This is a genomic window from Salinivibrio sp. PR5 (genome assembly GCF_001996085.1).
Classification (GTDB): Bacteria; Pseudomonadota; Gammaproteobacteria; order Enterobacterales; family Vibrionaceae; genus Salinivibrio; species Salinivibrio proteolyticus.
On record NZ_MUFK01000013.1, the window covers coordinates 34,659 to 59,987 of the forward strand.

A 25,329-nucleotide genomic window follows, 5' to 3' on the forward strand; every position below is an offset into this window, starting at 1 on the left:
CCGCCTTGAAATGTCACCGAACAAAAGATTTGGGAGTTAGACCCTTGGCGAATATCAAATCTGCTAAGAAGCGTGCGATCCAATCTGAGAAGCGTCGCCAGCACAACGCAAGCCGTCGCTCTATGATGCGCACTTACATGAAGAAAACTGCTGCTGCTATCGCTGCAGGCGACAAAGAAGCGGCAACTGCTGCTTTTGCGCAAGTACAGCCTATTCTTGATCGTTCAGCCACCAAAGGCCTGATCCACAAGAACAAAGCAGCACGTTACAAAGCAAGCTTCGCAGCACAAATCAAAGCGCTGTAATAGCTTTTTGCTTTGCATCATGCATAAAAAAACCGGCCTCGGCCGGTTTTTTTATTGCGTGTTGATTGATGTGCTTTATCAATCACCGCAATACAGATCGTGTAATAGCTGGATCACCGCTTTCACTTCTTCACTTTTCAGTGAGTAATAGACCGTTTGCGCCTCTTTTCGCGTATTCACCAAACCGTCTTTACGTAACCAAGCAAGATGCTGGGATAAGGCCGACTGGCTCAAAGGCACCCGTTCAACCAACTGCCCAACCGAAAGTTCGCCTTGCAGTAAATAGCACAGAATAAACAGACGCTTTTCGTTTGCCATGGCTTTCAGCAAGCTTACCGCTTTCGGCCCGTTTTGTTGCATTTGGGCTAAATCCATTTGACTACCACTTCAATTGTTACCACCTTGCTCGAGTCTAGCACGATCTCACCACAAGCCTGTAACTAAACGAATAAGTGGCTGTAATCAGCTTCGCAAATCCGTTTGACGGCGGGGTGCTGAATCATTCGCTCAGCAAAAATCACATAGTACTCTTCCTTGACCGTCTCCAGGTTTGCAATCGGTGCAACACTACCGACACCACTGATTTCATTGGCATAGCTGCTGGGAGCGATAAACAATGCCTGATGGTTGATCCCAAACGCTTTCATTAACGCGGAGTCATCAAACTCCCCCAAAATATTGGGAACAATACCTTGTTGATCAAACCACTGCATCAGTTTGCGACCCATCGCTGTCGCGCGGCTTGGGATCAACAATTTCTGGCTCGCAAGCAGTGTGGCGAGCGGTATATCAGCCAATATATCTGGGTGAGAGGCAAACAAGCTCATACTGCACTCGCCCAGTTTGACGCTGAATAACCCCGCTTGCTGCGTCGAATCAACCGGACAGTCCGACAAAATCATATCCAATTTGTGCTGGGAAAGTTGCTCTAACAACATTTCATGTGTCGATTCAAAACAGCGCAAATGAATCGCGTTATCGTCAGGTACTGCGTGGAGTAAAACCTGACTGACTAACCGCTTGGATAATGCATCGGCGACACCAACGTCAAATAGGATATTCTCTTGCTGACTGTAATTAACGATATCGAGCATTTCGTAGCTCAAACCAAACATACGATCCGCATATTGAAACACCAACTGCCCCAACTCTGTGGGCTCAACATGCCGGCCGTTTCGCTTAGTCAGCTTCCCATTAAGTCGTTGCTCGAGTGCTCGGATTTGTCCAGTGACCGTTTGAGGGGTTAAGCAAAGCTTATCGGCACCTTTGGTAATCGAGCCTTGCTTGCAAACCATCCAAAAATAGTAAAGGTGGTTGTAATTAAGATGCGCCATGACTTGCCATAAAAAAACGCCAAGCCAGCAGCTTACGCTGCCAACTTGGCGCCTTCAAGCGAAATGAATGGGTTAGTTTTTCATATCGTCTTTATCCAGTGGCTTTCTCACGCGCTCACCGGCGCGATGCTCTAACGCTCGCTCTGAGAAACTTGAGCTTTCCGCGTCGCGCGTAGACTCTACATCAGCGGACACCGCCGCTTTGCCGTCCTCGACGCCTGCAAGGTAGGCCTCGCATACTTGGCTGTTGTCGTTATTGCCTTGGCAATATGTCTCGTAATTCGCCGCAAGCGCCGTTCCCGAGACACCCAACAGACTAGTAATCAACGCTAACTCCATTTTCTTCATCTTCGTCTCCTTCTTCAAAGGCGCTGGCTGGCGGCAACATAAAATGCAGAACCAAGTAGCCAATCACTGCCGACAAGGTTGATCCTATCAAGATCCCGAGTCGAGAGAATGTGACGAACTCACCATTCACACCGACGAAGGCCAGTGACGAGATGAAAATCGACATGGTAAAACCAATACCACACAGCAAGGACACCCCAAAGATTTGCGGGAATGTCACTCTTGCCGGCATTTTCGCAATACCAAGTTTTACGGCTGCCCAACTGAAGGTAAAGATACCGAGAGGTTTACCAATCAGCAGACCTAACGCAATACCGAGAGGTAGCATTTCGGTCAAGCTTGATAGCGAGACGCCATCGAGCGAGACGCCGGCATTAGCAAACGCAAATATCGGCAGAATCAGATACGATACATAAGGATGCAGTGCATGTTCGAGCTTTTTCAGTGGTGACGGTGCATCCTCTGTTTTGCCTTTCAACGGAATCGCAAAACCTAATACCACACCCGCGAGTGTCGCATGCACGCCTGACTGTAAGACACTGAACCAAAGCACCAAACCAACCACAATATAGGCCGCAATATTGGTGACATTGCGCATGTTCATCCCAACCAGTACCAAAGTTGCGACAAAGGCACTGGCGAGCGCCATCATGGAAAGGTCGCTGCTGTAAAACAGAGCAATAATCACGATAACGCCTAAGTCATCGATTATCGCCAGTGCTAATAAGAACACTTTGAGAGCTAAGGGAACACGGTTACCTAACAGCGCTAATACACCTAAGGCAAAGGCAATATCCGTGGCTGCTGGAATCGCCCAACCGGACACAGCAAGCGGGTCACCCCAGTTAAACGCTAGATAAACCAGCGCGGGTGCCAACATACCGCCCACTGCCGCAATTGCAGGGAAGGTGGCTTTATCTTTGGTGTTTAACGCCCCTTCAATTAATTCCCGTTTAACTTCTAAACCAATCAGCAGGAAAAAAATCACCATCAGGCCGTCGTTGATCCAGTGACCCACGGACAGACCTGCTATATAGGTATGAAGCGTGCTGTCATACAAAGGCTGTAAACCCGAGTTCGCCACGAACATCGCTAGCACAGCCGCAATAATCAGCACAATACCTCCTGCAGATTCCATTTTTAGAAACTGACGAATGACATCAGTCATTTAAGCACTCCATACAAAAAAAGTGGATTTCCGTAGTCTAGACAGCCAGACCCGTTTTCTAAAAATCGTTTGTTCTGATAGTAAACATCGGAAAAACCGATGTAAAATCTAACTTACTATTGATTTATTCGCAGTCTAAACATTTGTCAACGAATTTTACCGTCCACCATTTAGCATAGTGGCAATCGCTTTGTTGTTGTTACATTTTTTATATCGGTTTTTTCTACTTGGGTGACACGGCCTAAATTTTAATTATAATCATAGACATAACCCTAGCTAACCCTACCAACCCATCGACCCAGATCGGATTTTATGAACACTGCAGTATTTGTGTCATATTTCTGAAATATTCCCTTCTTACTATCGCCGCTGATTTTGCTTTGACACAAAACCGACATCGAATTGTCACGGAGATAACTTATGACTCCCCATGCTACAGCGGTAGAGGCAACCCAAAGCTCCTCGAACTGGTTCCGTTGGACCAAGCTCGCCGTCATGCTTTATGTACTACTGGTGGCGGTTGCCATGGTAGGGAGCGGCTTTAAATTAGCCGTGGGCGATGAGGCCAAGACCTTATTCGAATTTGCTTCTCACCCCGTAGCTGGCTTGATGATAGGGATTGCCGCCACGGCGCTGATCCAATCGTCAAGTACGGTTACTTCTATTATCGTTGGTCTGGTTGCAGGCGGCTTGCCGGTTGAAACAGCGATTCCAATGGTAATGGGCGCAAACGTGGGCACCACAGTCACCAATACCTTGGTGAGCTTGGGCCATGCGCGTTGCAAAGAAGAGTTCCGTCGTGCATTCAGTTGCGCCACGGTGCATGATTTCTTCAACTTATTCGCCGTGGCTATCTTCTTGCCGCTCGAAATGATGTTCGGCTTGCTGAACAAGTTGTCACAATGGTTGGTTTCGCCACTGTCACAAACCGGTGACATGAGCATCAAAGGCCTGAATTTCGTTAAGCCGCTGACCAAACCTGCTGTGAACATGGTGCAGTCTCCTTTAGAGTCAGTTCTACCCGGCAACCTAGGCGGCTTGCTGATGATCGGTTTAGGTATCTTTGCCATCGTATGTGCCATCACTGTGATGGGTAAGGTGATGAAGAAGCTAATGGTCGGTCGTGCCAAAGATATGCTGAAAAACGCGATTGGTCGTGGTCCATTGCATGGCATCTTCTCAGGCTCAGTGGTTACCGTACTGGTACAATCTTCATCCACCACTACAAGCTTGATGGTTCCGCTAGTTGGTACCGGCGTGTTAAAAATTCGCGATGTTTATCCCTTCACCCTGGGTGCAAACATTGGTACCTGCATTACTGCCTTGCTTGCAGCGACTGCTGTTACCGGTGAATTCGCGGTGTTCGCGCTGCAAATTGCGCTCGTGCACCTTTGCTTTAATATTCTCGCTACGGCGCTCATTTTCGGTATCCCGGTATTGCGTGAGTTGCCGCTAAAAGGCGCAGAATGGCTCGGTCACTTGGCCGCGAAATCGAAGATGGCGGTCCTGGCCTACACCACATTGGTGTTCGTGGTGGTACCCGGCGGGATTGTGCTGTTGTCACAATAATGCCCACCCGACGCTTATCGAATCAAAGCCATCGCTCCTCGCGGTGGCTTTTTTGTTATGAGCCACAACCGCCACGTAGAGACCGCGCTTTAGGCATAAAAAAACGCAGCGGCTTGGCTGCGTTTTTACTGATGAATGCGTCCTACGTCATTAAATGGCAATCGGCGCTTTAATGGTGGGGTGCGGGTCGTAACCTTCAATCTCAAAATCTTCAATCTTGTAGTCGAAGATGGAGGCAGGTTTGCGCTTAATCGTCAGTGTTGGCAATCCTCGCGGCTCGCGCTTTAACTGCTCATACACAATCTCATCGGTCAGATGATTGTGGTAAAGGTGCACGTCGCCAAACGTATGGACAAAATCGCCCACTGCCAAATCACATTGCTGTGCAATCATATGCGTTAGCAACGCGTAACTGGCAATATTGAACGGTACTCCTAAAAAGTAATCGGCACTGCGCTGATAAAGCTGGCATGAGAGCTTGCCATCGGCCACGTAGAACTGAAAAAGACAGTGGCAAGGGGCAAGGGCCATCTTACCCTGCTCCGCGTTCTCAGAGGGGCTAACAGACTCGTCGGGTAAGTCTGCGGGGTTCCACGCCGTAATGATATGACGGCGCGAATGTGGTTTGGTTTTGATTTGCTCCACCAGCTGCGCAATTTGGTCAACCGTCGAACCATCAGGACACGCCCATGAGCGCCACTGGGCGCCATAAACCGGTCCTAGATCGCCTTGCTCTGTCGCCCATTCATCCCAAATACGTACTTTGTTGTCTTGTAAGTATTGGATGTTAGTCTCGCCGTTAAGAAACCACAGTAATTCGTGGATAATGGCGCGGGTATAAAGCTTTTTGGTCGTGAGCAGCGGAAAACCTTCAGCAAGGTCGAACCGTAATTGGCGTCCAAACACTGAACGTGTACCTACACCCGTGCGGTCGCCTCTATCCGTACCATTGTCAAGAATATCCTGCATCAAAGCTAGATACTGCTTCATAGTGTTTCCTATCGTTGGACAAACAAAAGGCACCGCCCGCGGYGCCTTGGTGTGGTCAATAGTATATCTGATTACTCGACGTTGATCATCGAGCTGCAACAGAGCCTCGTCGGTACGCCCAGACAATCATAAGCGCCCCTACAACGACCATCGGTAATGATAATAACTGCCCCATGCTGAACAAGTCACCAAACAAGCCAAGATGCGCATCCGGCTCACGGAAGTATTCAACGATAAAGCGGAACGTGCCATACCCGACTAAGAATAATCCCGATACCGCCCCCATAGGACGCGAGCGGCGAATAAACAGATTGAGGATCACAAACAACGCCACCCCTTCGAGTGCAAACTCATAAAGCTGGGAGGGATGACGCGGCCAAGGACCGCCGGTGGGGAAAATCATCGCCCAAGGCACATCGGTAACACGTCCCCAAAGTTCACCGTTAATAAAATTGCCTAATCGCCCCGCGCCTAAACCGAAAGGAACGAGCGGCGCAATAAAATCAGCCACGGTGAAAAAATGACGTTGGGTTTTACGCGCATACCATGCCATGGCCACGATGACACCAAGTAAGCCGCCATGGAAGGACATGCCGCCAGTCCACACTTTAAACAAGAATAAGGGGTCGGCAACAAACGCATCAAATTGATAAAACAATACATAACCGATGCGACCGCCCAGTACGACACCAAGAAAACCTGCGAACAGTAAATCACTGACTTCCTCTTTGCTCCAACCACTGTTCGGTTTCGTAGCACGGTGATTGGCAAGCCATAGGGCAAACACAAAACCAACTAAATACATCAGTCCGTACCAGCGAATGGCAATCGGGCCAAGCTCGACTAATATCGGGTCTATCGACGGAAAGGTAATGTAACCTTCTGCCATGGATTCCATCCTTTACTTCAACAACATGCTTGCGCCGACAATAACAAGAAAGCCAGCAAAAATACGTTTTATTTGCCGCGTCGGAAGCCTTACCGCGAGCGTGGCGCCAACACGTGTCATCAACACCGAAGTCGACACCACACCCAGCAAGGCGGGCAAATACAAATATCCGACACTGAGTGCCGGTAAGGGTTCCGTCTGTCTCCAGCCCAACCAAACAAAACTTACCATCCCTGCCAATCCAAGTACGGCGCCGCCAAGTGCAGAGCTGCCAATCGCTTTGTGCATCGTGACACCACGCCAATGCAAGTAAGGGACGGTAAAGGAACCGCCGCCAATGCCAGCCAAGCTTGATAGCGTACCTATCAAGGTACCCGCCAGAGATATTCGCCACGGGGGCGGTAAAGGGCGGAGGGTGACTTGGGGACGGCTGAGCAACATTTGCATCGCCATGGTCAGCACGATGACGCCAAAGATACGTGGCAGCCAGTCGGGGGGAAGTTTATCCGCCAATGAGGCACCTAATACGCCGCCTAGCATCATCCCGGGAACCAGGGCTCTAACCGCACGTATATCCACATTGCCCATACGAAAATGGCGCCACGCTGAGGCACTGGAGGTTAAGACAATGGTGGCCAACGATGTCGCCAGCGCCATCGGCATGACGATATCAGCAGACAGACCAAATAATGGCAGCAAAAAGCTTAACGCCGGCACCACTACCAAGCCACCGCCAATGCCAAGGAGTCCGGAGAGTGTGCCAACTAACGCCCCCAATAGCATACAAATAAACGCTAACAACAAGGTTGCGGTGGTGATCATCGCATCCGTCCAATTTGGACCAGCGCATCCAAGCCTTGTTCGGCTAAAAAGCCTTCCATCTGAGTACGAACCTGTCCGGGTTCACTCAAACTCAGCATCTGCTTGGTTTGCTTTTGTAAGCGTGGTAAGGAAAGACGACTGAGTAAGTACTTAATCTTCGCCACATTACGCGTATTCATACTCAATTGGCGATATCCCAGTCCTACTAATAATGCTGCGCCCACCGGATCGCCCGCGAGTTCACCACATACGCTCACCGGCAATTGATGGCGAGCACTGGTGGTCGCAATCAAACTAAGCGCATGAAGTACGGAAGGATGGAGTGCATCAAAGATGTTGGCGACGCGGGCATTGTTGCGATCCACGGCCAACAAATACTGCGTTAAATCGTTGGTGCCAACTGAGAGAAAATCGACTTCTTGCGCGATCCCATCGAGCTGATACAGCACGGAGGGCACTTCAACCATAATGCCAAGTAGCGGCTTCGCCAGAATTTCTCCCGCCAGTTTTGCCTCATGGCGTACTTCCTCAAACGCGCGAGCAATTAACGTTTTCGCTTCCAGCAGTTCATTCACACCGGAGATCATCGGCAACAAGAGTTTCAAATTATCCAACCCCAGACTGGCACGCAGCATCGCACGCACTTGGATCAGAAAAATATCGGGATGATCTAAGGTAAAACGAATGCCGCGCCAGCCAAGAAACGGGTTATCTTCATCGACACTCAAATAGGGTAATGGCTTATCCCCGCCAATATCCAAGGTGCGCATCACCACAGGTTTATCTGGGTAGCTGGCTAAAATCGCACGGTATTGTTTGACTTGTTCGTCCTCGGAAGGAAAACGGCGCTGCATTAAAAAAGGCACTTCGGTCCGAAACAAACCCACACCATCGACACCTTGGTTGATGGCGATGCTACTGTCGGCGCTCAAGCCAGCGTTCAAATGGATCTGGATACGGGTGCCATCTTGGCTTTGTCCGGGCGAGGCCAGCGCCGTATCTAAGGTCGATTGCAAACTGACTTCCGCTTGAACCAGCTGCTGATACTCCTTCAGCAAAGGAGCGGCAGGCTCAATCATCAACAGCCCTTTGTGACCATCCAAGATCACCGATTTATTGTGGAGTCTTGGCGCAGAAAAGCTCACTCCCATCACCGCCGGTATGCCAAGTGCCCTTGCCAATATGGCCGCATGGGAATTCGCCGCGCCCTCTTCGGCTACGACCCCCGCGAGCAGCGCGCGTGGAATAGAAGCCAGCATGCCAGCCGTCAGTTCACGGGCGAGCAAGACGATAGGCGACGAGATAGGTTGATGATTGCTCGAGGCTTCAGAAAGAAAATAGAGTAAACGCTGACCGAGCTCCTTCACGTCAGCAGCCCGTGCCTTAAGATAGGGATCATCCATGGCCGCAAAACGGGATGAAAAGGTTTCCACCGTTTGTCGGACCGACCACGCGGCTTCGTCGCCCTGTTGGATACGTAGGGTCATATCCTCGCGCAGCATAGGATCGTTGAGCAAATGGACAAACAAATCAAAGATCGCCAGCGCCTCTTTTTGTAGCTCCTTATCAAAGCGTTTTCTAAGGCGACGAAACTCCACTGACGCATCATCTAATGCGGCATCTAAACGATCGAGCTCTTTTTGAACATGCAAACAGCTAGCCGGTGCAATGTCCTCTAACCGTGGCTGAGAATCGTCACACCATGCATGCGCAATCCCTACCCCGGGTGATGCAGGAACCCCTTCCAACAACACGGGTGACTGTGACGCATTCAGCCATCCACCTTGTGCATTGGCATGGGCAAACACCACTGCCAGTTGCGCGGCAAGGGTGACAAGAAACGACTCTTCACTTTCGTCAAATTGACGCGGCTGGTGTTGCTGAACCACAAGTACGCCCAGTACCGTTTTGCGATAAATAATGGGCGTACCTAGAAAAGACTGGAAGGCATCTTCCCCTGTAGCCGGGAAAGGTTTAAACGCGGGATGCTCGCGCGCATGGGCCAGATTGATCGGCTCTGCGCGCTCGCCAACTAATCCTACCAAGCCTTCACCAAAAGACAGTGAAACTTGCGCGGCAGGATCCAAGCCTTGGGTGGCCATCAGATCAAAGCTGGCTTGCTCGGGATTGGCAAGATACACAGAGCAACACTCGGTATGCATCGCAACACAGGTTTGCTGCACTAGGGTTTGCAGCGCCTGATGAAGATCCGCCGATGCGGCTACGCTCTGAACAATATTTCTAAGCTGTGTCAGCACCGGCTTCCTCCTTAAACGTTACCCTCGCTTGTTCCGACGTCGAGGCTTACGCTCCTTAAAAGGCATTGCTAACGGCGCAAACTCTTTCATTGCGCGGCGGTATACTTCGCGTTTGAAAGACACAACCTGACGTACCGGATACCAATAACTGACCCAACGCCAGCCATCAAATTCCGGGGTTCCCCCGCGGGACACATTCACTTTCGACTCATCGCATTCCAGCTTCAACAAAAACCATTTTTGTTTTTGCCCAATACAGACTGGCTTGGAGTCCCAACGTACCAAACGTTTCGGGAGCTTATACCGTAGCCAATGACGGCTAGTACCCAAGATGCGGACATCTTTTTTGGTCAGCCCCACTTCTTCGTAAAGCTCACGGAACATGGCTTGTTCGGGACTTTCCCCATCATCAATCCCGCCTTGCGGGAACTGCCATGAATGCTGACCATATCGACGAGCCCAGAGAACCTGACCGTGGCCGTTACATATTACTATCCCCACATTGGGACGATAGCCATCGCCATCAATCACTGGACGACCTCAATGATAAATCTCTACTGAGTCTGATTTTTTCACAAAAAGCCGCTAAGGGTAAACAAACATTGTGGATTAACCCGTGTTTTTGCGCACTCGTCGTCATCTGAGGATAACTTAGGGCCTAACAGGAAGTTATAAACATAGCAATGAGAGTTTGCGCACATTTATTCACGCTTTCTGTGGATAGATTTGTGAAGAAGCAACGAAAAAGTCTAAAACGTCATCAACTCAAGATCATAAAATCTGATTTATAATTAAACAAAAAACAAAATAAACCTTTAAAATCATATTTTTGGCAAGATAAAAACCAGAAAAGATCCTTGTGTCGATCTTTCGATCATCCTTTGCACACAGATCGCTCAAAGATCCATCAGTTAGTAAATTATCCACATCGTTAGCGCAAAAATCCAACAATATCGTGGATTACACACTTAACACTGGCAAAAAGGGTACTGTATATATGATCATGGTCGCGAATCTTATACGCAACACTTATCTTTCTGTGGATAACTAAATCGCCGCCAGATAGATCTTCACTATGAGGATCCTTGCGCCTTGCTCGACGCTTAACGATAATGCAGGCATCTTGTGCCAAACATTATCCGTTGCCGAAAAGCTATCCGTATGCAGTCACCACAGTCCGAATCAGAACTCATGCAGCGTGCCGCTGATTTAGCCGGTTTCACGCTAGGGGAAATCAGCCAAGAGCATGGGATCGTCTGTCCGGCCGATCTGAGCCGAGAAAAAGGCTGGGTAGGCATGTTGCTAGAAACCTGCTTGGGCGCGACGGCAGGAAGTAAACCCGAGCAAGACTTTGCTCATTTAGGGATTGAGCTAAAAACGATCCCCGTAAACGCGCATGGCAAACCACTCGAAACCACCTTTGTATGTGTTGCGCCTTTGACGGGTATTAGTGGTGTACAGTGGGAGCACAGCCATGTTCGACACAAACTCTCCCGTGTCCTTTGGGTTCCCGTTGAAGGAGAACGCACCATCCCACTCGCAGAGCGACGCATTGGCACTCCCCTGCTTTGGTCACCCAGTCGAGAAGAAGACGCGCAGCTGCGTGCCGATTGGGAAGAGCTGATGGATTTGATTGCCTTAGGACGGGTGAATGATATTACCGCGCGTCACGGCCAGTATTTACAGCTGCGCCCTAAAGCCGCTAACAGCCATGCACTTACCGATGCGTTTGGGGCAAAGGGCGAACCGATCAAAACCCTACCGCGTGGCTTTTATCTGCGCACCCAGTTCACCCATCATATTCTAAGCCGATTTTTCGTCATCTGACCGAACGGCTTAAAAGCGTATCGGCATATCCTCTTTGCAGGGCGGTTGATCACCGGTGGCAAACTCGTCGTAGGGGTCGAACAAGCGCAACACACCTTGTTCAATCCCCAGCGCCTTTAAGCGGTCTCCCACTTGACCCACATTATCAAACTGCATCACTTCACCAGTAGCATCGTCACGCAAAGGTTCGAGGTGGTGTTTCACCTCCACTTCAACGGAATATTTCGCACCACCGGCGTGGGCCATCACATAACACTGGGGGCAAGAGCGCGGGTCGGCGCGCATCCATGCCTTAAGTTGTCCATAGTTCATGATGCTCTCCTCATTATGATCTTTATCAGTTAAGAGCAGGATCTGAGAAACTGTCAAGCAAGGCACACAATGCTTTTGCTTAGCAATAAAATTCTCTACTATGGAATGCCATAGGTCGATTGCAGACAAGGAGACAGGATGCAATACCACCGCCTGCCCCATTCCACCTTAGATGTCAGTAAAGTGTGCTTGGGCACCATGACCTTCGGTGAGCAAAACACCGAAGCCGATGCTCATGCGCAATTGGATTTTGCCTTCGAGCGCGGCGTTAATTTTATCGATACCGCCGAAATGTATCCGGTTCCGCCCAGCCAAGCCACGCAAGGCCGAACTGAGGCGTATATAGGTAGCTGGTTAGAAAAGTCGGGGAAACGTGATCGTGTGATTTTAGCGACTAAGGTCGCAGGCCCACGCAATGTTCCTTACATCCGTGAGGATATGTCCCTCAATCGTCGTCATATTCATCAAGCGGTTGAAGACAGCTTATCGCGCTTAAAAACTGATTACATCGATTTGTATCAGGTGCACTGGCCACAGCGTCACAATAACTGTTTTGGCAAATTGAACTATCCGTATCAAGACGAGCACTCCGGCGTCACCTTGCTAGATACCCTGGATGCGTTAAATGATCTGGTGAAAGCCGGTAAAATTCGCTACGTCGGGGTGTCCAATGAAACGCCTTGGGGCGTGATGAGCTATTTGCACTTAGCCGAGAAACACAGCCTGACGCGGATTGTATCGATCCAAAATCCCTATAATTTACTTAACCGTAGCTTTGAAGTCGGCCTGTCTGAAATCAGTCATCACGAAGGCGTCGAGCTACTTGCCTACTCCCCCCTTGCCTTCGGGGCACTCAGCGGGAAGTATTTGGGCGGCGCGCGTCCCTCTGGTGCGCGTTGTACCTTACATCAGCGTTTTTCCCGCTATTTTACTGAGGCGGGACAAAAAGCGACGCAGGAATACGTTGAGTTAGCCCGAGCGCACGGCTTAGATCCGGCGCAAATGGCGCTCGCCTTTGTCAACTCTCGCCCTTTCGTTGCCTCCAATATTATTGGCGCAACCACCCTAAAACAGCTAGAAAGCAATATCGACAGCCTCGATATTACCCTCAGTGAAGACGTCCTCGCGGGGATTGACGATATCGCTACTCGCTATCCAAACCCATGCCCTTAAACCAGAAACGGCAGCCTTATAGGCTGCCGCGGAGAGGATGATTAGATAGGGCGGCGTTTGCACGCAAACGCCGCTTTCTGGGACCCATTACAGCCACCGCCATCGTCGTCGCCATGTCACAAGATAGCGTTTTGCCGCGAAATGTGTACTCACAGGCAACCCATCTTGAAAGTCGGCGGTGATACCAATATCACGCTGCAAACGACGGTTCAATGCAACATTGGCAATTCGATAGCGGTTCGCGTTGGTACGACGCCGACGAAGTGTATCGATACGAACAACAACTTGCGCTAATGGGTATAAAGATAGTTGAGTCATGTTGGCTCTCCTTGTTGGTTAAAGGAGGCCACAGGCACAATACGTAGAGGTACTGAAATCTGGCCGCATTATGCCCGCGGCCAGTTACAATTGGTCGCAGAGTCAGATGTATAAGCGGGTATCTCGTGCGCAATGATTGGCACGACCCATCGCTGAGGCAAAGATGACACCCTGTTTTTGGCTCGGTATGTATGTCATGTTGCCTCCTAAATACACATGAATCTGCGTGACTTGAGGGTTTATTGTTCAATATCACGTCATTATATTCAATAACTTATTCGAATATTGTGCAAATTTAACGCAATACTCTGCTGTCGTTTTTAGCAACCTTGTATTTGCACTGCTCTGGTTAACAAAGCTGTGACATAAATAGATAATTATTCTGTTCCTATCTCAGCATCAGCTGTCGCTTTCATCCCCTTCGAGCCTTAAACTCATTGAACGGGCGATAAGTTGACCTTTGAGGCAATAAGCTGTTGGCGCAACGCTTGTAGGGCTATCCCCATAGCCTGCTGAGGCAACCAAACCAAATCGACAAAAAGTTCCCAGCTATCTTGTGCAAGATCGGAAGGCAAAATCACTAACTCACCTTGTTGAACTGCCGTTTCCACCAATGAGAAGGGTAGCTCCGCCCAACCAATCCCCGCCTCAACCAAACGCAATGCCACACTCAAGTTTTCTGTTCGCCATGCGCTGTCTGCATATTGCCAACGCGGCGCCGCGTGCCTATCTCGTCCGGCCACCACAATTTGGCGATGCTTCACAATTTCAGGCCAATCAAAGTGCGTTAACCGCGCGAGTGGATGTTGAGCACTGCAAACCGCGCACATGCGCATCATCTCAAGGTTATAAAATTCAAAGGCGGTCGGCAGCTGTTGCTCCTGCACCAGCAGCCCTAATTGCGCGCGCCCTTGCTCAAGTAAGCTAATCACATCCACATAAGCGGCGGTGAGAATTTCAATTTCGACCTGTGGAAACTGCTGTTCAAACGCCGCCAGACGCGCAGCAATACTGGGCGAGATCGCGGCAGACTCTGCAGCAATGGTGAGGCGGGTTTCGACACCGGTTGCAAACGCATCTGCGCTGGCTTGAAGACGCTGCATTTCGGTTAAAATTCGTTTCGCTTTACCCAGCAGTGCCTCACCTTGCTCTGTCAGCACCGGGTAGCGCCCTTGACGGTCGAATAACGTCACCGCCCAATCAATCTCGAGATTCGCGACCGCGGTGCTGACCACAGATTGTGCTTTACCCAGCTTTCTCGCCGCCGCAGAAAATGAGCCAGTCTGTGCTGTCGTCACAAACGCGGCTAATTGATCCAATGAAAACGCCATCAAGCTCTCCCGAGAATTATCATCTATCTATTTATACGATAGTTAATAACTTAGATACATCGATTTTATCTATACAATAGCTCAGAAGCTCGATAGTGGACGAAACGGTGTCTTCTCCCTAGCGTCGCCACTATCGATCGCGAATAACGTAAATTGATTGGGTTGTGTGAGGTTGTAATGCGAACAAAAGCCGACCGCTGGCGCCATGCCATTGGCTTTGAATTAATAGGCCTAATTCTAGTGGTATTCGGGCTCAATTTGATATTGGGGGCTGATATCGGCCACTTGGGGGTGATGGGCGTGCTGTTTTCTGTGATCGCGACGGGTTGGAACTATGTGTATAACATCCTGTTTGATAGAGCCATGCTCGCGATGCGAGGCAGTGTCCTCAAAACCCTACCAATCCGAATCCTGCACGCCGTGCTGTTTGAAGCTGGGCTTTTGGTGGTCACCATTCCGTTTATTATGTGGTGGCTCTCGATGACCCTTTGGCAAGCCGTGGTGATGGATTTAGGTATGGTTGTGTTCTACTTGTTTTACGCCTTTGTTTATAACTGGGTCTATGATCAAATCTTTCCGATCCCTTCCCATTCGCCCCAAGCGTAATGGTCAGGCTGCACGGAAGCAGCCCAACCCAATCTCTTTATTGACGAAATGTGCGAGGGGTGGGGATCAAGTTATGTTTGTTGAGCAAGCGATACATGGTAGCTCGCGACACGCCCAACTCTCTCGCCGCTGCCGACACCTGCCCTTTGTTCGACTCGAGTACCGCAATCAATGCATCGCGCTCTGACTCTTCGCGTATTTTGCGCAGACTTTGTTTGTAGTCCCCTTGGCGAGGTAAATCGAGATGTTCCGCTTCGATGACCAAGTGATCGGCAAGAAGCACGGCCCGTTTGACTTGATTGATCAACTCCCGCACGTTCCCCGGCCATGAATAGGCGCTTAATACACTCTTGGCTTCATCTGAAAACGTTCGCGCTTGGGTATTATATTGACGGGCAAACTTGAGCAGAAAATAGTCGGCTAAGTCGATGACATCAGCTTGTCTATCTTTCAACGACGGCATGTTAATACGCAACACATTCAGCCGATAATACAGATCTTCGCGGAACAATCCTTCAGCGACCCGTTTCTCTAAATCCATATGGGTTGAGGCGATAACACGCACATCCAAATCACGATTGTATTTGTCATGACTGATGTCGAGCATCCCCTCTTGCAATAAATGCAATAAATGGCTTTGTAAGTGCAGCGGTAAGTCACCGATTTCATCAAAAAATAAGGTGCCTTGATGGCATTGGCGTATTTTTCCGGGCGTCTCGTCATCACCCAATAATTCTTGCTGCATTTGCTCGTCGGCCAATGCCGAGCATTTAATCGACTCAAACGGGCCTTTGGCGCGGGTAGATGCATTATGAATAGCCAGTGCGACCAGCTCTTTACCTGTCCCACTCTCACCGGCCACCAATACAGACACATCGGTTGGCGCGACACGTCGCACCTGATCGCGCAGCTTTTTCATTGCAGGGCTTTTGCCTTCCAAGCCCATATCACTGTGATCGCCCAAATGGGGCCACACCTGACGCTCCAAACGCAGCATACCCAATTGGTGACCAATGGTGCTCATCAACTGTGAGTTCGGCACTGGCGAGGTGAAGTAATCAATGCAAAAGCTGACAATAAACTGGCAGATTGCTTCATTCCCCAATTGCTCTTCGCGCACCAAGGCCAACCAACGCACTTGCTTGTTACGGTTAACCATAGACGCGACGCCATTGAGGCTAAAATCATCGTGGCTTAAGTCAACAATACCAATACAGGGGCCAATGTCTTGCAACAAAGATTGCGCTGCGCGCAAGTCGTAACAACGATGACACCGCCAGCCTGCTTGTTCCAGGGTTGCTATCCAAGGCTCATACGGGCCCCCGACGACCACCAATGAGCTCAAGTTTGTTTCACTCCCTGTGTGTAATCCCATAACCTCTGCCTTACATCCAGTCTGTGATACTGCGGAAGAACCAAAGCCCCATTATAAGGAGGCTCAGTCCTGATTCTGTCTCAATAAAGAGACATTGAGTAGGTCAGAATACGTATAATTTTAGTCACTCGTCGCAAAAAGCAGAATAAAATAAAGCTTTTAGCGCGGGCATGATGCCGCTGATAGAAAAAAAGCGGCTCGAAAGCCGCTTTTTGATCAAACCTGACGATTTAGCCGTTTTGTTGTGGGCGCATCGCTGGGAATAGAATAACGTCACGGATGGTATGCGTGTTGGTAAACAGCATTACCAAGCGATCAATACCAATCCCTTGTCCTGCCGTTGGCGGCAAACCATGCTCAAGCGCGTTGATGTAGTCTGCATCATAATACATGGCTTCATCGTCGCCCGCGTCTTTCGCTTCCACTTGGGCTTTAAAGCGCGCGTCTTGATCTTCCGCGTCATTCAGCTCCGAGAAACCGTTCGCCACTTCACGACCACCGACAAAGAACTCAAAGCGATCGGTTACAAACGGGTTGTCATCGTTGCGACGTGCTAGTGGTGAAATATCTGCCGGATACTCAGTGATAAAGGTTGGCTGAATCAACTGAGGCTCGGCGGTTTCACCAAAGATTTCTTCCATCAGCTGACCGGCAGTCCAGAATGACTCCACACTGATTTTCAGTGATTTGGCAATCGCCGCGAGATGATCACGGTCTTGCGCATTCTCGTAGGTCAATGCTTGGATCTCAGCATGATCGGGGTTGTATTGCTTAATCGCATCCAGCATGGTCATGCGTGGGTATGGACCGGCAAAGTTAATTTCATGCTCGCCGTATGGCATCACAGATTGCCCCAGAACCTCGAGAGCAACACGCGATAGCATGTCTTCGGTCAAGTCCATCAGATCATTGTAATCCGCGTACGCCATATAGAATTCCATCATGGTGAATTCTGGGTTATGACGAGGCGACAAGCCTTCGTTACGGAAGTTGCGGTTAATCTCGAACACACGCTCAAAACCACCCACGACCAAACGCTTAAGATAAAGCTCTGGCGCCACACGCAAGTACATATCAATATCTAGCGCATTGTGGTGAGTGATAAATGGACGTGCAGTCGCGCCCCCAGGGATGACATGCATCATCGGGGTTTCTACTTCCATAAAGTGTTTTTCTACCATGTAGTTACGGATGGCAGTCACTACACTGGAACGGATTTGGAACGCCTGACGCGATTCTTCGTTGACGATCAAGTCGACATAGCGCTGACGATAGCGCAGCTCTTGATCCGCCAAGCCATGGAATTTTTCAGGCAATGGACGCAAAGCCTTGGTCAGCAACTGGTAGCGTTCCATATTGACATACAGATCGCCTTTGCCGGATTTGTGCAGCGCACCGTGTACACCGATGATGTCACCGATATCTAAGCCGTGGTATTCGGCTTTCAGTGCCTTTTGAACGTCTTTAGAGGCATAGGCTTGAATACGGCCCGAGACGTCTTGTACCACCAAGAAAGGACCACGCTTTGCCATGATACGGCCTGCGATGGTCACTTTATGATCGAGCGCTTCTAGCTCAGCTTTTTCTTTTTCGCCAAATTCAGCTTGTAGGTCCGCAGCAAGGTGCTCGCGACGGAAATCATTCGGATGACCGTTCGCCTTGCAGTTTTCACGGATGTGATTCAGTTTGGCGCGACGCTCGGCTATCAGCTTATTTTCGTCTTGTAACTGGTCAGTCATAGAAAACCCTTTACTCAAAGTCGTGATTACAGGCCAGATTTGAGGCTGGCTTCAATAAATTTATCCAAATCGCCGTCAAGTACGGCCTGTGTATTGCGGTTTTCAACCCCGGTGCGCAAGTCCTTGATGCGTGAGTCATCCAGCACGTAGGAACGGATCTGGCTTCCCCAGCCGATATCTGACTTCGCGTCTTCGTTGGCTTGTTTTTCCGCGTTTTGCTTTTGCAACTCAAGCTCAAACAGTTTGGCGCGAAGCTGCTTCATCGCTTGGTCTTTGTTTTTATGCTGCGAACGGTCGTTCTGGCACTGCACCACCGTATTGGTCGGCACGTGGGTAATACGAACCGCAGATTCTGTGGTGTTAACGTGCTGACCACCTGCGCCAGACGCGCGATACACATCAATACGCAGATCGGCAGGATTGATGTCGATGGCAATATCATCATCAATTTCAGGGTATACGAACGCAGACGCAAACGAGGTATGGCGGCGACCACCCGAATCAAATGGTGACTTACGAACCAAACGATGCACCCCGGTTTCGGTACGTAACCAACCGTAGGCGTATTCACCTGTAATCCGCACGGTGGCAGACTTTAAGCCGGCGACTTCACCTTCAGATACTTCAATGACTTCTGCTTTAAAGCCTTTCGCATCGGCCCAACGCAAGTACATGCGTAACATCATGTTGGTCCAATCTTGCGCTTCTGTGCCGCCGGAACCGGCTTGCAGATCGATATAGCAATCTGACGCATCGTGTTCACCGGCGAACATACGGCGAAATTCCAGCTTCTCAAGTTTGGCTTCTAAGTCGGCAAGCTCTGGCTCGACTTCATCAAAGGTTTCTTGATCGTCTTCTTCAACGGCGAGCATCAAAAGCTCGTTAACATCCTCACCACCTTGGGTGAGTTGGTCAATGGTTTCAACCACAGCTTCCAACGAGGCACGCTCTTTGCCCAGTGCTTGTGCGCGCTCAGGTTCGTTCCAGACGTCTGGCTGTTCTAATTCGGCATTAACTTCTTCTAGACGCTCTTTCTTGGCATCGTAGTCAAAGATACCCCCGAAGAACATCGGTGCGTTCAGCGATGTCCGCGAGGCGGTTTTTGATTGGATTGATCTCAAACATGGTCAAGCATCTTCATTTGCGGAAATTTAACCGCCGAATTTTAGCGAATTGTGGGGTCAATAAACAGGGCATGACGGAAAAAGCCGCACAATTAAGCACTCTCCAGATGAGAAACAATCAATTGCGCACTGCGATTACCACGAAACTCGTTAATATCCAGCCGGTAGACTAACCGCATCTGCTTCACACTCGGGTCCGGCCAACGGCGCACATCGATATTAAACGCAATTGCATCAATCATGGCACCACCGTCTGGATGCTCCACCATTAATTTCAGATGCTTACTGCCAACCAGCTTTTGCTGTAACACCTTAAACGTGCCATCAAATTGCGGCTCCGGAAATCCTTGTCCCCAAGGTCCCCCCGCTTGGATAAGCTCCGCGGTTTCGATGCTCAAGTCACGACTCGACAGTTCCCCATCACTGAGTAGTACGCCTTTGAGATCATCCTCGCTGACTGCCTCACGGACTTGCGTATCAAACAGACGGGCAAAACGCTCAAATTCACTCTCATCGATAGTCAGCCCTGCCGCCATGGCATGCCCGCCAAACTTTTTGATCAAGCCGGGATGCTGAGTATCGATCCGATCCAGCGTATCGCGCATGTGCAATCCTGGAATCGAACGCGCCGAGCCTTTAATGGTGCCATCGCCCCCATCGGCAAAAGCGATCACGGGACGATGAAACTGCTCTTTCAGACGCGAGGCTAAAATACCAATCACGCCTTGATGCCAATCTCGTTGAAAGAGTGCGAGGCCAACGGGTAAGTCTTGTTCGCTTTTTTCTGCAATCAAGCGTTCACACCATGCCACCGCTTCTTGCTTCATCCCAGCTTCAATTTCTTTGCGGGTTTGGTTAAGTGCGTCCAACTCAGAGGCCATGCGTCGCGCGGCGTGGATATTGTTGCTCAGTAATAGCTCCACCCCAAACGACATATCATCCAGTCGCCCCGCCGCGTTGATCCTTGGGCCTAAAGCAAATCCAAAGTCGCTGGCCACCAAGGTCGCCATGTTTCGGTTAGCGACTTCGATCAGTGCCTGAATACCGGGGCAACATCGCCCTGCACGAATGCGCTGTAAGCCTTGGTGCACCAAGATACGGTTGTTGGCATCCAATGCCACCACGTCAGCTACGGTTCCCAATGCAACCAAATCAAGCAGTTCCGCCAAGTTCGGTATCGCAATGCCTTGTTGCTCAAACCAACCTTGTTCACGCAAATGGGCCCGCAATGCCAACATCAAATAAAATGCCACCCCAACACCGGCAAGGGCTTTGGACGGAAAGCCACAGTCATTTAGATTAGGGTTTACCATCGCATCTGCGTCAGGCAGCTGCTCTCCGGGTAGGTGGTGATCGGTCACCACCACTTGCATGCCTAGCGCTTTGGCATGCGCGACTCCGGCCAACGATGACACACCATTATCAACGGTCATGATGAGATCAGCATCACGCTCGGCCGCTTGATCGACGACGTCAGGACTCAGTCCATAACCATCGTCAAAACGGTTTGGCACTAAATAATCGACCCGCGTTGCGCCCATCATGCGAAGCGCCTTCACCGAGAGCGCCGACGAGGTCGCGCCATCAGCGTCAAAGTCTCCCACAATCAGAATCGACTTGTGGGTTGCGATCGCCTCCGATAGCAGTGCGACAGCGCCTTCGATACCGGTTAACGCTTGGTATTGATGTAAGCCTGCCACACTGCGGTTTAACTCACTGTCTTTGCGCAATCCTCGGTTGGCATACAAGCGTTGTAGCAAAGGGGGAATATCATCACTAAAGGCCGGCGTGACCGTCGGCATTCGTCGTTTTATCTCTATCATAATCACCAATCAGGGTTAGCCGCGTGGATGATGAGTTTGATGCAGCTGTTTCAAGCGTTCAGTCGCAACATGGGTATAGATTTGGGTCGTCGAGAGGTCGCTATGGCCAAGTAACATTTGTACCACACGCAAATCAGCACCGTGATTGAGCAAATGGGTGGCAAACGCGTGGCGTAACACATGCGGGGAGAGCGCGTCGCTATCAATCCCTGCCAGCTGAGCGTAATACTTAATACGATGCCAAAACGTTTGGCGTGTCATCTGTCGCGCCCGTTTGCTGGGGAAAAAAACATCGGTACTGGTTTCGCCAAGCAGCACAGGCCGGCTGTGTGCCAAATAATGCTCCAACCAATCTACCGCAGTTTCTCCCATCGGCACCAAGCGCTCCTTGTCGCCTTTACCGACCACACGGACCACACCTTGCCGTAAACTCACATTTTCAGTAGTCAAGCCCACCAGCTCAGTGACACGCAACCCCGTGGCGTAAAGCAACTCAAGCATGGCTTTATCGCGCAGCTCCAGCGGATCGTCGGTATTGGGCGCATCGAGTAATGCGTCAATTTGCTCTTCACTGAGATCTTTCGGCAAGCGTTTCGGTTGTTTAGGGCTAATTAAGGTGGCACTCGGATCATCCGGACGCAGCTTTTGACGGTATAGATACTGGAACAAACGACGCAGTGCCGACACCATACGGGCTCGGCTGCTGGGCTGATAGGCTTGCTCGTGCAACCAGTACTGATAATCCTGCAAGTCCTGTTTACTCACCGACAGCAATGCACGACTATCAAGCCAGTGGCAGAGCTTAAGCAAGTCATTCCGATAAGAGCCGAGGGTGTTTTCCGATAGCCCCCGCTCCATCCACATGGCATCGAGGAACTGCTCGATTAATTCAACATTCTTGTTCACATTCAGCCTGCTTATTGGGGAAAACTCGAATAATAACGGCGCCACACGCGACTTAGCGCGGGTCATTATACAAAATGTCGGCGCCGCTTGCTGGATCAAATTACCCACCAGCAGGTAAACTGCAGGTAATCAAACCAAATGAGTCAAACTATGAGAATCGGTCTGTTTTATGGCTCAACCACCTGTTATACCGAAATGGCAGCGGAAAAAATCCGTGACTTTATCGGCGACGATTTGGTTGAGTTGCACAACGTCAAAGAAACGCCGCTGGCCAAAATGGCAGAGTATGACTTGCTACTTCTCGGCATTTCAACTTGGGACTTCGGTGAGCTGCAAGAAGATTGGGAAGCCGTTTGGCAAGACATTGATAGTCTGCAACTGCAAGGCAAAGTAATTGCATTATTTGGCCTTGGCGACCAAGAAGGCTATGCCGAATGGTATCTTGATGCCATGGGCATGCTCCACCAGCAGCTGCAAGGCAGTGGTGCGCAATTTATTGGCTATTGGCCCACCGAAGGCTACCGCTTTGATGCGTCTAAAGCTGTGACAGACGACGGAAAACAGTTTGTTGGCTTGGCCCTAGACGAAGACAGTGAGTACGACCTAAGCGACGAACGGATTCACACCTGGTGCGAGCAAGTTTTGGTTGAATACCAAGCGTTACTCGAACAGGCCTGATACCTCGCCTGTTGATAGAAAAAAACCGCGCCTGAGCGCGGTTTTTTTATTGGGTAAGATCGTTACGCTTGCGCGAACTTGTCCGAACTTGTCCCAAGCCATTTCGCCACAATCATGGCCGCCACGGTCGGGAGCAACCATGCCATGCCAACATCGAACAATGGCAAGAAGTTAAAGGCGCTCATATCCACACCCATCACTTTCACCGCATCGAGCAGGCTAAACAGCAAAGCTACGCCAAGTACGACACGATAACCCAATGCTGGGTTTGGCAACCAGCGACGGATAAAGGTTAAACCGATCAGGGCAATTGCAACCGGATACAAGGCAAACAATACCGGCACTGAGATCGCGATCAGTTGTTTAAGGCCCACGTTTGCAACAACTGCACACACTAAAGACACCACAACTACCCAGCGGCGATAAGTCCAACTGGTCAAAGTGCTAAAGTAATCGGCACAGGCGCTTACCAAGCCAATTACTGTGGTGAGACAGGCCAGGCCAATAATCGCCGCCAAAATCATTTGCCCTACAGGACCAAACAACGCATTAACGTAGGCGGCCATGATTTCGCCACCATTTTGCGTCCCAGCGGCCACTTCACTGGCAGTCGATCCCAAATAAAACAGAGAAATGTAAACAAACGCCAAGCCGGCTGCTGCAATCACGCCTGCATAAATCAGATACATACAGGTCGTTTTATTGTCTTCGATGCCTTTTTTGCGAATCACATCGACAATCAGCATACCGAACATCAGTGCCGCAAAGGTATCCATGGTGTTGTAACCTTCGAGGAAACCTGTAGTCAACGCATTGTTCACATAGGCGCCTTGCGCCGCTGCCACGTCACCCTGAGGATTGACAATCACAGCAATCGCAAGAGTTGCCAACGCCGCGAATAGCAGCGGAGTCAGTAGCTTACCAATCGAGTCAATCAATTTGCCCTGAGAGAGTGAGAAAAACATAGCAACGGCAAAAAAGACGATGGAGAAAGCTGTCAGTTCAACTTGACCTGGCTCGAGCAAAAAGGGTTTAAAGCCAATTTCGTAAGCAACGAGCCCGGCACGAGGCGCAGCAAAAGCAGGACCGATAATGATAAAAATCAGCACCGCCATTAAAGTGGCGAGTCCCGAGGGTAAATCACGCGTCAGGCCTTTCCAGCCGCCACCAGCGATGGCAACCGCAATGATACCAACCAGCGGGAGACCAACAGCCGTGATCAAAAAGCCCGTCATGGCGGATGTGAAGTGTTCACCGGCTAACATGCCAGCTTGAGGCGGGAAGATGATATTCCCTGCGCCTAAGAAAAAGGCGAAGGTCATAAAACCTAACGCTAAAATATCAACTAATTTTAAACGCTTAGTCACGATTAATTCCTACAGCTTTAGATGGTGTTTGCAATGAGTAATGATTCGCCCAGCTGAAACCTAGATTTATAATATTTTGTTTCATACAACGGGCAGAATTTAGAATAATGAACAAGATCATCATCACAGTAAAGCCATGACAGCAAAACCTTGTGATCTTCTGTTTTAAAAGTAACAGTTAGCTCAATAAACTGGCTGTGATGTTAAAAGCGATATTTTTTAACAGACCCCACCAGTAACATACTGATTACATAACAGTAAAAAACACTGCTCTTGGGGCAGGATGCATCAAGCGGAGAAGGCAACCTAGTGAGCGAGTTTCGATTCAAACAATTTAGCGTGACCCAAGACAACTGTGGAATGAAAGTCAGTACCGATGGGGTATTGCTGGGCGCTTGGGCTGATCCCAAACAAGCGAAAAGTAGTCTCGATATTGGCACAGGAACCGGCCTCCTAAGCTTGATGCTTGCGCAGCGTTTTCAACATTTATCGCTCACCGCCATCGAGTACGATCCCGCCGCTTATGCCTGTGCAACCCAAAATGTGCATGCCTCCCCCTTTTCAGCGCAAATTCAGCTACGACAAGGCGACATTACACAGTGGCACACGAGCACACGCTTTGAGCATATCGTATGTAACCCTCCCTATTTTACCAGCGGACAAACCGCACGTGATGCCAAACGCGCCACGGCTAGGCATGCACACACATTGACGCATGAGGCGCTGCTTCACGTGCTCGTTGCGCGATTAACCCCAAGCGGATGCGCCGATCTTATCTTGCCGGTTACCGAAGGCGAGCGATTGATTGCCGATGCGACACAATATGGCCTGCACCTCCATCGTCAGGTGTACGTTTACCCGACCCCTAGCAAACCCGCATCACGATTACTTTTTACACTCAGCCCCACGACGCATCCATTGATCTCTGATACGCTGGTGTTACGTGATGACCATAACCACTTTACCCCCGCGTTTGCTGCATTAACGCGCGATTTTTACCTAAAATTGCCCTAATCAGTACACACCTTTCTGGTGGTCACTCGGTATGATCTATTTACTGATACTCT

Annotated in this window: 25 protein-coding genes; 7 read left to right on the top strand and 18 right to left on the bottom strand. The window is 50.0% G+C overall.

Annotation, left to right across the window (positions count from 1 at the left end):
* Window positions 1-44: 44 nt before the first annotated feature.
* Entirely contained in the window at window positions 45-305 is a 261-nt protein-coding gene (gene rpsT, locus BZG82_RS07035) for a 30S ribosomal protein S20 (protein ID WP_069586567.1), read from the top strand.
* Window positions 306-383: 78 nt separating this feature from the next.
* On the opposite strand, the gene BZG82_RS07040 is transcribed toward rpsT, so the two are convergent.
* From BZG82_RS07040 to nhaA, 4 genes are all read right to left on the bottom strand, one after another.
* The gene (locus BZG82_RS07040; RefSeq protein ID WP_077663253.1) at window positions 384-680 is read right to left on the bottom strand and encodes an ArsR/SmtB family transcription factor; all 297 of its coding nucleotides are present in this window, start codon (window positions 678-680) and stop codon (window positions 384-386) included.
* A 65-nt stretch (window positions 681-745) separates the two neighbouring features.
* Entirely contained in the window at window positions 746-1,639 is an 894-nt protein-coding gene (gene nhaR, locus BZG82_RS07045) for a transcriptional activator NhaR (protein ID WP_077765475.1), read from the bottom strand.
* A 72-nt stretch (window positions 1,640-1,711) separates the two neighbouring features.
* The gene (locus tag BZG82_RS07050; protein ID WP_077480571.1) at window positions 1,712-1,987 is read right to left on the bottom strand and encodes a hypothetical protein; all 276 of its coding nucleotides are present in this window, start codon (window positions 1,985-1,987) and stop codon (window positions 1,712-1,714) included.
* The gene (nhaA, locus tag BZG82_RS07055; RefSeq protein WP_077765476.1) at window positions 1,956-3,155 is read right to left on the bottom strand and encodes a Na+/H+ antiporter NhaA; all 1,200 of its coding nucleotides are present in this window, start codon (window positions 3,153-3,155) and stop codon (window positions 1,956-1,958) included. Before nhaA ends, BZG82_RS07050 begins: the two co-directional genes overlap by 32 nt.
* Window positions 3,156-3,575: 420 nt before the next feature.
* Here nhaA and BZG82_RS07060 point away from each other — a divergent pair, with 420 nt between their 5' ends.
* Complete coding sequence (locus BZG82_RS07060; RefSeq protein ID WP_077765477.1) at window positions 3,576-4,724, top strand: Na/Pi symporter; 1,149 nt, start codon at window positions 3,576-3,578, stop codon at window positions 4,722-4,724.
* 150 nt (window positions 4,725-4,874) lie between these two features.
* Here the strand turns inward: BZG82_RS07060 and BZG82_RS07065 are convergent, their stop codons facing one another.
* The 5 genes from BZG82_RS07065 to rppH form a co-directional block, all read right to left on the bottom strand.
* A complete protein-coding gene (locus BZG82_RS07065) occupies window positions 4,875-5,714 on the bottom strand; it encodes a thymidylate synthase (protein WP_077480577.1) in 840 nt (279 codons plus the stop codon).
* A gap of 85 nt (window positions 5,715-5,799) precedes the next feature.
* Window positions 5,800-6,603 (bottom strand): prolipoprotein diacylglyceryl transferase, encoded by an 804-nt coding sequence (gene lgt, locus BZG82_RS07070; RefSeq protein WP_077675110.1) that lies wholly within the window; start codon window positions 6,601-6,603, stop codon window positions 5,800-5,802.
* A gap of 12 nt (window positions 6,604-6,615) precedes the next feature.
* Complete coding sequence (locus tag BZG82_RS07075; protein ID WP_108742967.1) at window positions 6,616-7,422, bottom strand: sulfite exporter TauE/SafE family protein; 807 nt, start codon at window positions 7,420-7,422, stop codon at window positions 6,616-6,618.
* Entirely contained in the window at window positions 7,422-9,683 is a 2,262-nt protein-coding gene (gene ptsP, locus BZG82_RS07080; protein WP_077765479.1) for a phosphoenolpyruvate--protein phosphotransferase, read from the bottom strand. The genes BZG82_RS07075 and ptsP overlap by 1 nt, the downstream gene beginning before the upstream one ends.
* 18 nt (window positions 9,684-9,701) lie before the next feature.
* Window positions 9,702-10,214 carry an RNA pyrophosphohydrolase gene (rppH, locus tag BZG82_RS07085; RefSeq protein WP_069586557.1) on the bottom strand — a complete coding sequence of 171 codons (513 nt, stop codon included), beginning with the start codon at window positions 10,212-10,214 and terminating at the stop codon, window positions 9,702-9,704.
* Between the two features lie 630 nt (window positions 10,215-10,844).
* Here rppH and mutH point away from each other — a divergent pair.
* Complete coding sequence (gene mutH, locus BZG82_RS07090) at window positions 10,845-11,510, top strand: DNA mismatch repair endonuclease MutH (protein WP_077765480.1); 666 nt, start codon at window positions 10,845-10,847, stop codon at window positions 11,508-11,510.
* Window positions 11,511-11,519: 9 nt separating this feature from the next.
* Here the strand turns inward: mutH and BZG82_RS07095 are convergent, their stop codons facing one another.
* Window positions 11,520-11,822: a DUF6482 family protein gene (locus BZG82_RS07095; protein ID WP_077456307.1), complete on the bottom strand. Its 303-nt coding sequence runs from the start codon at window positions 11,820-11,822 to the stop codon at window positions 11,520-11,522.
* Between the two features lie 138 nt (window positions 11,823-11,960).
* Between BZG82_RS07095 and BZG82_RS07100 the strand changes: the two genes are divergently transcribed.
* On the top strand, window positions 11,961-12,995 hold the full coding sequence (locus BZG82_RS07100) for an NADP(H)-dependent aldo-keto reductase (RefSeq protein ID WP_077479859.1): 1,035 nt from the start codon (window positions 11,961-11,963) through the stop codon (window positions 12,993-12,995).
* A gap of 87 nt (window positions 12,996-13,082) precedes the next feature.
* On the opposite strand, the gene BZG82_RS07105 is transcribed toward BZG82_RS07100, so the two are convergent.
* Together BZG82_RS07105 and BZG82_RS07110 are read right to left on the bottom strand one after the other, a co-directional pair.
* Window positions 13,083-13,313, bottom strand: a complete 231-nt coding sequence (locus BZG82_RS07105; protein WP_077765481.1) for a hypothetical protein — start codon at window positions 13,311-13,313, stop codon at window positions 13,083-13,085.
* A 434-nt stretch (window positions 13,314-13,747) separates the two neighbouring features.
* Window positions 13,748-14,644, bottom strand: coding sequence for a LysR family transcriptional regulator (locus BZG82_RS07110; protein ID WP_077479857.1), 897 nt, complete (start codon window positions 14,642-14,644; stop codon window positions 13,748-13,750).
* Between the two features lie 177 nt (window positions 14,645-14,821).
* On the opposite strand from BZG82_RS07110, the gene BZG82_RS07115 reads away from it, so the two are divergent.
* Entirely contained in the window at window positions 14,822-15,250 is a 429-nt protein-coding gene (locus tag BZG82_RS07115) for a PACE efflux transporter (protein WP_077663262.1), read from the top strand.
* A gap of 37 nt (window positions 15,251-15,287) precedes the next feature.
* Here BZG82_RS07115 and BZG82_RS07120 read toward each other — a convergent pair whose 3' ends face one another.
* The 5 genes from BZG82_RS07120 to xerD all read right to left on the bottom strand — a co-directional run bounded on the left by BZG82_RS07120 (window position 15,288) and on the right by xerD (window position 22,175).
* Window positions 15,288-16,625 carry a sigma-54-dependent transcriptional regulator gene (locus tag BZG82_RS07120; protein WP_077479855.1) on the bottom strand — a complete coding sequence of 446 codons (1,338 nt, stop codon included), beginning with the start codon at window positions 16,623-16,625 and terminating at the stop codon, window positions 15,288-15,290.
* Between the two features lie 230 nt (window positions 16,626-16,855).
* Window positions 16,856-18,364: a lysine--tRNA ligase gene (gene lysS, locus BZG82_RS07125; RefSeq protein ID WP_069586549.1), complete on the bottom strand. Its 1,509-nt coding sequence runs from the start codon at window positions 18,362-18,364 to the stop codon at window positions 16,856-16,858.
* A 26-nt stretch (window positions 18,365-18,390) separates the two neighbouring features.
* A protein-coding gene (gene prfB, locus BZG82_RS07130) for a peptide chain release factor 2 (RefSeq protein ID WP_101494789.1) occupies window positions 18,391-19,489 on the bottom strand; the annotation gives its coding sequence in 2 pieces (ribosomal slippage) (window positions 18,391-19,413 and window positions 19,415-19,489; 1,098 coding nt in all).
* A gap of 91 nt (window positions 19,490-19,580) precedes the next feature.
* Entirely contained in the window at window positions 19,581-21,311 is a 1,731-nt protein-coding gene (recJ, locus tag BZG82_RS07135; RefSeq protein WP_077765482.1) for a single-stranded-DNA-specific exonuclease RecJ, read from the bottom strand.
* Between the two features lie 15 nt (window positions 21,312-21,326).
* Window positions 21,327-22,175: a site-specific tyrosine recombinase XerD gene (xerD, locus tag BZG82_RS07140; protein ID WP_232112119.1), complete on the bottom strand. Its 849-nt coding sequence runs from the start codon at window positions 22,173-22,175 to the stop codon at window positions 21,327-21,329.
* A gap of 192 nt (window positions 22,176-22,367) precedes the next feature.
* On the opposite strand from xerD, the gene fldB reads away from it, so the two are divergent.
* Entirely contained in the window at window positions 22,368-22,895 is a 528-nt protein-coding gene (gene fldB, locus BZG82_RS07145) for a flavodoxin FldB (protein ID WP_069586546.1), read from the top strand.
* A gap of 62 nt (window positions 22,896-22,957) precedes the next feature.
* On the opposite strand, the gene brnQ is transcribed toward fldB, so the two are convergent.
* Window positions 22,958-24,262: a branched-chain amino acid transport system II carrier protein gene (gene brnQ / locus BZG82_RS07150; protein ID WP_077765483.1), complete on the bottom strand. Its 1,305-nt coding sequence runs from the start codon at window positions 24,260-24,262 to the stop codon at window positions 22,958-22,960.
* Window positions 24,263-24,535: 273 nt separating this feature from the next.
* On the opposite strand from brnQ, the gene BZG82_RS07155 reads away from it, so the two are divergent.
* Window positions 24,536-25,276, top strand: coding sequence for a tRNA1(Val) (adenine(37)-N6)-methyltransferase (locus BZG82_RS07155; RefSeq protein WP_274532484.1), 741 nt, complete (start codon window positions 24,536-24,538; stop codon window positions 25,274-25,276).
* Window positions 25,277-25,329: the final 53 nt, after the last annotated feature.

What these genes read in the sequence shown, in the direction of transcription:
- nhaR (WP_077765475.1), bottom strand. Translation starts at nt 1,639, where the DNA reads ATGGCGCATCTTAATTACAACCACCTTTACTATTTTTGGATGGTTTGC.
- nhaA (WP_077765476.1), bottom strand. Translation starts at nt 3,155, where the DNA reads ATGACTGATGTCATTCGTCAGTTTCTAAAAATGGAATCTGCAGGAGGT.
- BZG82_RS07100 (WP_077479859.1), top strand. Translation starts at nt 11,961, where the DNA reads ATGCAATACCACCGCCTGCCCCATTCCACCTTAGATGTCAGTAAAGTG.
- mutH (WP_077765480.1), top strand. Translation starts at nt 10,845, where the DNA reads ATGCAGTCACCACAGTCCGAATCAGAACTCATGCAGCGTGCCGCTGAT.
- lysS (WP_069586549.1), bottom strand. Translation starts at nt 18,364, where the DNA reads ATGACTGACCAGTTACAAGACGAAAATAAGCTGATAGCCGAGCGTCGC.
- BZG82_RS07040 (WP_077663253.1), bottom strand. Translation starts at nt 680, where the DNA reads ATGGATTTAGCCCAAATGCAACAAAACGGGCCGAAAGCGGTAAGCTTG.
- lgt (WP_077675110.1), bottom strand. Translation starts at nt 6,603, where the DNA reads ATGGCAGAAGGTTACATTACCTTTCCGTCGATAGACCCGATATTAGTC.
- BZG82_RS07060 (WP_077765477.1), top strand. Translation starts at nt 3,576, where the DNA reads ATGACTCCCCATGCTACAGCGGTAGAGGCAACCCAAAGCTCCTCGAAC.
- xerD (WP_232112119.1), bottom strand. Translation starts at nt 22,175, where the DNA reads ATGTGGATGGAGCGGGGGCTATCGGAAAACACCCTCGGCTCTTATCGG.
- BZG82_RS07050 (WP_077480571.1), bottom strand. Translation starts at nt 1,987, where the DNA reads ATGAAGAAAATGGAGTTAGCGTTGATTACTAGTCTGTTGGGTGTCTCG.
- fldB (WP_069586546.1), top strand. Translation starts at nt 22,368, where the DNA reads ATGAGAATCGGTCTGTTTTATGGCTCAACCACCTGTTATACCGAAATG.
- BZG82_RS07065 (WP_077480577.1), bottom strand. Translation starts at nt 5,714, where the DNA reads ATGAAGCAGTATCTAGCTTTGATGCAGGATATTCTTGACAATGGTACG.
- BZG82_RS07105 (WP_077765481.1), bottom strand. Translation starts at nt 13,313, where the DNA reads ATGACTCAACTATCTTTATACCCATTAGCGCAAGTTGTTGTTCGTATC.
- BZG82_RS07095 (WP_077456307.1), bottom strand. Translation starts at nt 11,822, where the DNA reads ATGAACTATGGACAACTTAAGGCATGGATGCGCGCCGACCCGCGCTCT.
- recJ (WP_077765482.1), bottom strand. Translation starts at nt 21,311, where the DNA reads ATGATAGAGATAAAACGACGAATGCCGACGGTCACGCCGGCCTTTAGT.
- BZG82_RS07115 (WP_077663262.1), top strand. Translation starts at nt 14,822, where the DNA reads ATGCGAACAAAAGCCGACCGCTGGCGCCATGCCATTGGCTTTGAATTA.
- BZG82_RS07110 (WP_077479857.1), bottom strand. Translation starts at nt 14,644, where the DNA reads ATGGCGTTTTCATTGGATCAATTAGCCGCGTTTGTGACGACAGCACAG.
- BZG82_RS07120 (WP_077479855.1), bottom strand. Translation starts at nt 16,625, where the DNA reads ATGGGATTACACACAGGGAGTGAAACAAACTTGAGCTCATTGGTGGTC.